This is a genomic window from Bacteroidia bacterium, from assembly GCA_019695265.1.
GTDB lineage: Bacteria > Bacteroidota > Bacteroidia > JAIBAJ01 > JAIBAJ01 > JAIBAJ01.
In genome coordinates this window covers 1-7,147 of sequence record JAIBAJ010000137.1, presented here as the reverse complement: position 1 = coordinate 7,147, position 7,147 = coordinate 1, and the positions used below count along the sequence as shown (strand labels likewise).

General features: G+C 35.9%; 8 protein-coding genes. All 8 read left to right on the top strand.

Annotated features, from left to right (window positions below; genetic code table 11):
* On the top strand, nucleotides 1–211 hold a 211-nt coding region (locus K1X82_14070), incomplete at its 5' end, for a hypothetical protein (GenBank protein ID MBX7183233.1).
* Between the two features lie 47 nt (nucleotides 212–258).
* Nucleotides 259–690 carry a hypothetical protein gene (locus K1X82_14065; protein MBX7183232.1) on the top strand — a complete coding sequence of 144 codons (432 nt, stop codon included), beginning with the start codon at nucleotides 259–261 and terminating at the stop codon, nucleotides 688–690.
* A 28-nt stretch (nucleotides 691–718) separates the two neighbouring features.
* Nucleotides 719–1,813 carry an endolytic transglycosylase MltG gene (gene mltG, locus K1X82_14060; GenBank protein MBX7183231.1) on the top strand — a complete coding sequence of 365 codons (1,095 nt, stop codon included), beginning with the start codon at nucleotides 719–721 and terminating at the stop codon, nucleotides 1,811–1,813.
* Between the two features lie 67 nt (nucleotides 1,814–1,880).
* Nucleotides 1,881–2,993, top strand: a complete 1,113-nt coding sequence (locus tag K1X82_14055; protein MBX7183230.1) for an AhpC/TSA family protein — start codon at nucleotides 1,881–1,883, stop codon at nucleotides 2,991–2,993.
* Between the two features lie 21 nt (nucleotides 2,994–3,014).
* Nucleotides 3,015–4,019, top strand: coding sequence for a flippase-like domain-containing protein (locus tag K1X82_14050; GenBank protein MBX7183229.1), 1,005 nt, complete (start codon nucleotides 3,015–3,017; stop codon nucleotides 4,017–4,019).
* A gap of 75 nt (nucleotides 4,020–4,094) precedes the next feature.
* Complete coding sequence (gene cadA, locus K1X82_14045; protein MBX7183228.1) at nucleotides 4,095–6,230, top strand: cadmium-translocating P-type ATPase; 2,136 nt, start codon at nucleotides 4,095–4,097, stop codon at nucleotides 6,228–6,230.
* Nucleotides 6,231–6,318: 88 nt separating this feature from the next.
* The gene (locus tag K1X82_14040) at nucleotides 6,319–6,858 is read left to right on the top strand and encodes a DUF4468 domain-containing protein (GenBank protein MBX7183227.1); all 540 of its coding nucleotides are present in this window, start codon (nucleotides 6,319–6,321) and stop codon (nucleotides 6,856–6,858) included.
* Nucleotides 6,848–7,147 (top strand): MGMT family protein (locus K1X82_14035; protein ID MBX7183226.1); only part of this gene is annotated, 300 nt, incomplete at its 3' end. The genes K1X82_14040 and K1X82_14035, both read left to right, overlap by 11 nt.

The window sequence follows — 7,147 nt, the reverse complement described above, 5'->3', positions numbered from 1 at the left end:
GAACATGACTACTATTTTGACACTAATGGAAAAGGGTTCCAAGATTTTCTTCAATCAAAACCAACACTCAATTGCAACCTTAAAACCTATTCCTCAAGAATTATTTCCGGACTTATTTTCACTAATTTTTCTAAACCAAAATCCGAACTATCCAAGGTTAATAGTTTCCCACTTAACGAATCAGACCTACAAGGATCAATCGAATCAATGACCTTCCGTTTCAACTGGAGATATGCTCCCATACACTTAGCCAGCTGCTTGAATAAAGTATTAAAAATCAAATCATTAGAATCTAACATAACAATAAAAAGATTAAATTATTCTGAGCCAATACCTTGTCATGAATTACAATTTTCAATCCAGAACTCCACTATAAAACAAATTAAATTAATATCTTTCGGAATAGGAATATTCAAACTTATAATTAAGAATAAAACAAGCAATAAAACCATTTCAACAGTTTTCTTTTTAACACCGGAGGAAACTTCCTACACTTGGCATTTTGTGAAATTAAGAGAGGCTTATAAATTTAAAAAAATACTAAACCAAATGGGATTAGTTGAATTACCCCTATCTACTGAAATCATTGATTCGATCTGGAAAGAGGTTTGCAAACCAATTAAGCAAAATTCTGTTAATTCAGAAAATCTACCAACCGAAATCAATGATTGGATACTAAGCCTTTCATAGATATTAGCTTTCTTTGCAAATTGTAACTATGAATAAGGGAAAAAAAAATAGCAACAAGCCTAAGGTAAAAATTCAAGGTAAATCCGGCTTTTTACGAAAAGCCATCTACGCCCTACTTGGAATTTCCTTAATAGGTATATTGGGTGGGTCTTTTCTAACTTATTTTAGTTTATTTAAATCAAATGTTTTCCTTGGGGATAAACAAGAAGATTACATCTATATTAAGACAGGTTCCGAATTGAAGGATGTAGTTGACATGCTGGAAGAAAGAAGAATTATTATTAACAAAAACACGTTTAGGTTCTTTGCAGAGTTTAGGCAATATTCAGGAAAAGCTATTAAACCCGGAAGGTATAAAATTAAAAAAGGCATGGGTAATTTCGAGTTACTCCGTGTCCTTAAATCTGGAGCACAAGAGCCCATTAAACTAATACTAACCAATGCCAGGACAAAGGAGCAATTAGCTGGAATTATTTCTCATAAACTAGAAGCAGATAGCCTTTCCATTATAACCTTATTGAACGACCATGCTTATTTATATCCTTTTGGATTTAATCCGGATAATGTAATTGGGATGTTTATTCCAAACACCTATGAGTTTTACTGGAATACCAATGCGGAAGCCTTTTTCAAAAAAATGGAGAAGGAATATACTATCTTTTGGACTGAAACCAGAAAAAGAAAGGCTGCTCAAAAAAATCTGACACCGGGAGAGGTAGCCATTTTGGCCAGTATTGTTGAAAAGGAAACAAATTATAATCCTGAAAAGGGAAATATTGCAGGAGTATATTTGAATCGAATAAAAAAGGGAATGCCTCTACAGGCTGATCCAACTGTTGTTTTTGCAGTTGGGGATTTTTCCATTCGTCGGGTAACAGGTGTGCATACAAGCATTGATAGTCCATACAATACCTATAAAAACCTTGGATTTCCTCCAGGACCTATTTGCATGCCTAGTAAAGCTTCCCTTGATGCAGTTTTAGATGCCAAGGAACATGCTTTCCTGTATTTCTGTGCCAAAGGTGATGGTTCAGGTTCTCACCTATTTGCGGAGAACCTGGACCAACATAATAAGAATGCCAGGCAATACCACCGAACGCTGAATGAACGAGGCATTCATTAGCATTTATTTATACCATTAACCCCAGTTTACTTATTATTAGTTAATTTTGCATCTTCTATTCAACAGTATGAAAATATCCTTTCGTATCCTTCTTTTTCTTCCATTGATTCAATTTTTAGGTTGTCGTGCCACAGGTTTTGAATTAAAAGGGAAATTGAACAATGCCAACAAAGTAGAATTGTATTTTGACCAATTGCTACCAACCCAGGTAACCAATTTAGATAAAGTTGTAACGGATGAAAACGGCAACTTTGAATTTCATACCGAAATTCCCGCAGAAGGCTTTTACAGGATTCGTGTTTCAGACAAAAACTATGCTGTTATCCTTATAAAACCTAATGATAGATTATCTGCTAATGGAGATGCCCAAAACCTATCTCAATCAATTAAAGTGGAAGGTTCTAAGGAAGCAATTGAATTTATGGAATTGAATTCTTATCTTCAAAAAACATTTGTTTTTCAGGATAGTTTACAGAAAGTTTATTATGGCTATTCCCAGCAAGGTCATCCAAGGCTGGATAGCATTGCTCAAAGTTTGGACCTCGAACTTCAAAAAAGTATGTATTTCAAAAAGCAGTATATTGTAAAAATATTGGATACTAAACCTGGAAGTTTGTTGGCTTTGGCAGCTACAGAACAGCTAAATCCGGAAACAGATGTTCAATATTTTATGAATATTTTACCTCATCTGGAAAAAAATTACCCCAATTCAGAATATGTTAAAAATTTTAGATTAAAGGTAAATGAATTATCCAGGTTGGCTATCGGTACTCCAGCTCCTGAAATTAGTATTACCGACCCGGAAGGAAATCCAATTCGTCTCTCAGATTTTAAAGGCAAAATTGTTCTGATTGACTTTTGGGCCAGTTGGTGCGGACCTTGCAGGAGAGAAAACCCAAACGTGGTTAATATGTACAAACGATTTCACGACAAAGGATTTGAAATATTCTCAGTTTCTTTGGATAAAGACAAAAACAATTGGATTGGAGCTATTAAAACTGATGGATTAATTTGGAAACATGGAAGTGAATTAGCCTATTGGCAAAGTAGTTTTTGTAAAACCTATAATATCACCGGAATTCCAATGACCTTTCTCATCGATAAGGATGGGAAAATTTTAGCCAAAGGACTAAGAGGTCAAGACCTAGAAAATAAATTGGTACAACTTTTTGGAAATTAATGTTGTCTATAGGGTTACACATTGGAATCTGCAAATAAATCAAAAATAGCTAGTTTTCTGCTGAAAGTCTTCATTGTTGGGCTTTCCTTCTATTTCATTTACCGTCAGATTTTTTATAAGCAGGAATTGGAAGAAATCAAAAAAGGTTTCTCCGAATTATTTAGTGACCATTTTGATTTTCTATCCCTTGGAATTACCCTTGGACTCATGCTCGTTAATTGGGGAATAGAAGCTGAAAAATGGAGAATGCTCGTAACGAAGTATGAGCAAATATCTTTTTGGGTAGCCTATGAAGCCATTTTTACCGGAGTTACAATTAGTATTTTCACCCCAAACCGCATTGGAGAATATGCAGGAAGAATTTTCCACCTTGAAAATGCGGATTTAATTAAGGCTTCACTTGCTTCTGTGATAGGAAGTATTGCCCAGCTTTTGGCCACCATTATTTTTGGAACCATTGGACTGTTATACATTTATCCGGTTTACTTTCAATCCTTCACCATTATTACCCCTCTAAAATACTTCATTTTGGCCTTGCTAGTCATTGTAGGTTTATTCTTGTTAGTTGTAGTATTTATCAATTCATACATTTTTACCACCATTATTTCCAAGATTCACTTTTTGGGGAAATTAAAAAAATATGGTAAAATATTCTCCTATTATACCAAAGGGGAATTGGGTTTATTGCTGTCCTTAAGCTCCATCAGGTACCTAATTTTCAGTATTCAATATTATATTCTGCTTCGTACTTTTAATGTGGATTTGCCATTATTTGATGGGTTATTGATGGTGTTTTCAGTTTTTCTAGTTTTATCAATAATCCCTAGTATCTCCATTGCAGAGTTAGGCATAAGAGGTTCTGTAGCCATTTTCTTTTTTGGAATGATCTCAGGTAATAAATTAGGTATCATAACAGCCTCTTTTGGGTTGTGGTTAATCAATCTGGTACTACCAGCCATTATTGGAAGTTTATTTGTTTTTAATTTAAAATTTATTAGAAAAAACAAGCATTATCTGGATGAATAAGAGGTAGATTATTTGATATTTATCATCCTTATCATCCATTTTATACTAGTTCGTATTTTTATTATTATTGAAAGTATGGAGAAAGTAATTCTACAAGTGGAGGGAATGAGTTGCACAAGTTGCTCTCTTGGCATTGTAAAAACCCTAGAAAATATGGGCCTATCTGATGTCAAAGGGAACTATGCTACTGGTGAAATCATGTTCAAACCCAAGGAAGAAAAGGATATTGACCTGGCTGTTAATACCATTAATGTAATGGGATACAAAACCATGGCACCCAAAGAGGCCGAAGAGCATACCCATGGTCCAGAATATCATTCCCATGATGCCGATATTGAACGCTTGTTTTGGATTAGTCTTCCCTTTACTCTTTTGTTGATGTTGCATATGGTTTTTCCTCATTCCTTTTTAGGAAATCCCATCTTTCAACTTGCACTTTCGGTACCTGTTTATATCATCGGAATTGGTGTTTTTGGCAGGAGCGCGATTGCATCTATTAACCATGGAGTTCCCAACATGGATGTATTAATATTTTCAGGTTCTTCTGCAGCATTTCTTTACAGTTTGGGAGGATTGATCTTATTCTACGGCAAACCGGAAATTCATCAGTTTCTCTTTTTTGAAACTTCGGCAAGTATAATAACCCTGGTATTGTTAGGTAATTTTATAGAACATCGTAGTACCCAAAAAACTTCCAAAGCCATTAAAGAATTAAAAGCATTGCAACCTCAAAAAGCCATGGTATTGGAGGAGTTGGACAGTGTTGAAAAATGGGTTGAAATCAAGGCTTCCAGTTTAAAAAAAGGTAGACAAGTTAAAATTAATGAAGGGGCTCAAATTCCTTGTGATGGGGTAATTTTAAGTGGTCATGGTTCGGTGGAAGAAGCCATGCTAACAGGTGAATCCTTGCCTCGTAGCGTAAAACCGGGAGATACCATTTTTGCCGGCTCCCTTTTGCTTCAAGGAAACCTGATTGCGAAAACAGAGAAAAGCTACCAGGATTTTAGTTTAACCCGGATCATTGATTTAGTCAAGAATGCACAAATGAATCCTCCCAAAATACAACGTTTAGGAGATAAAGTAAGTGCATGGTTTGTCCCTGTTGTGCTCTTAATTTCCGTATTTGCATTCCTGGCTGCTTTTTTTGTTTTTCACCTGGATTTTAGAGTTGCTGTCATTAACGCTATTGGAATTCTCGTTATTTCATGTCCTTGCGCCATGGGACTTGCTACTCCAACTGCGGTAATGGTCGGAATTGGTAGGGCTGCCAAAGGAGGAATTTTATTCCGCAGCGGAGAAGTTTTAGAACAATTTGCTCATGCAGACATTTTTATTTTCGATAAAACAGGTACATTAACTACAGGAGAACTTTCGGTTGAAAAAGTAGAAACCTATGCAGGACTTTCTACTGAAAATGCCTGGTCAATTGCATCTGGATTGGCCCAATATTCTAATCATCCTTTGAGTGTTTCTATCCGCAATAATTCAAAGATCTCTTCAGATTCATTTGCAGAAGTTCAAGAAATTAAAGGTAAAGGAATTACAGGAAAAGGCCAAGACGGGTCCACTTTCAAACTTGGATCTGCCGATTTTATTGGTAGTGAAAACGATGATTCTATTTTTCCTATCGTCTATCTTTCGAAAAATGGAATTCTTCAGGCAAAATTTCACCTGAAAGACCAAATTAGGCAAGGAATGAAGGAGTTTGTCTTGTTTTTAAAAAATCAAAACATTGAAACCATGCTGTTAAGTGGTGATAAGGCAAGTGTTGCCTTATCTATCGGCCAGGAATTGGGATTCCAAAACATTCAATATAGTAAATCTCCGGAAGAAAAGCAGGCAATAGTTGCCAAACTTTCCAAAGAAAACAAAGTAGTTATGGTTGGTGATGGAATTAATGATTCAGCAGCTTTGGCTACGGCTCAAGTAGGAATTTCTCATGGAGATGCCTCTTCCATTGCAATCAATACCGCGGGAATTGTTATTACAGGTGATGGTTTCCCGGAAAAAATGAAAACAGCCTATTTATTAAGTAAAGCTACCCTTACCACTATTAAGCAAAATCTGTTTTGGGCTTTTTGCTACAACATTGTAGCCATTCCTGTGGCAGGTTTAGGCTATTTAACTCCAATGTTTGGCGCTGCCTCTATGGCTTTCTCAGATATTATGGTTATTGGAAACTCTTTGCGCTTGGGCAAAAAGAAGCTTTAATTCTTTTCATAAACCTGTTTATTTCTTTCTGCTATTGAAGTCTAAACAAAATCAAATCCATTGTTATTTTGTTCAAATTGTAATGCACATGAAAAAAGTAGTAGCTATCTTATTCGTTTTGGCATCTGTGAAGGCCAACGCCCAAGTAAACTTCCCTCCTATTCCTACAGACAGAGAAACTAAATTAATTACCTATTCCGATGTAGTTAATCAAACCGGAGTGGATGCCACTGAACTTTTCAGAAGAGCCAACGAATGGTATTCCAAGTTCTATAATAACCCAACAGAAAAGCTGAGAAAGAAGGATGATGAAGCCAAAACCTTGGAATTGTTTGTTCGATTCAAAATTTATAATGTAGATAAAAAAGGTGTTAAAACAGATTCAGGAGAATTGATGCAATACACTCTTACCATTGCTTGTAAAGACGGAAAATACAGATACGAATTTACCAAATTCAATTTAAAAGGTCCTTCCTATAAACCTGCCGAACCTCTTTTAGACAAATCCAGCCCGCAAGCAGAACGAAACGCTACCTGGATGCAACAACTTGATGAGGAAATAAAACGTGTTATCAATGATTTGGAAAAAGGCATGACTGCTGCTCCAAAGAAAAAAGATGACTGGTAGTCCTTCTGCATTTTTTGCCGATGTTTGGGAAGTAGTGAAATTAATACCTCCCGGAAAAGTAACTAACTATGGTGCTATAGCACGTTACTTGGGAACTACTCGGTCATCCCGAATGGTTGGTTATGCCATGAACGCCTCCCATACTGCCGAAACTTCCATTCCTGCTCACCGGGTAGTTAATAGAATGGGAATGCTTAGTGGCAAAAATCATTTTCCTACTCCTACCTTCATGCAAGAAAAATTAGAAGAAGAAGGAATCCGGGTTCAAAATGATCAGGTTGTTGATTTC

Coding starts and splice junctions, on each gene's coding strand:
- mltG (MBX7183231.1), top strand. CDS start 719: ATGAATAAGGGAAAAAAAAATAGCAACAAGCCTAAGGTAAAAATTCAA.
- K1X82_14055 (MBX7183230.1), top strand. CDS start 1,881: ATGAAAATATCCTTTCGTATCCTTCTTTTTCTTCCATTGATTCAATTT.
- cadA (MBX7183228.1), top strand. CDS start 4,095: ATGGAGAAAGTAATTCTACAAGTGGAGGGAATGAGTTGCACAAGTTGC.
- K1X82_14040 (MBX7183227.1), top strand. CDS start 6,319: ATGAAAAAAGTAGTAGCTATCTTATTCGTTTTGGCATCTGTGAAGGCC.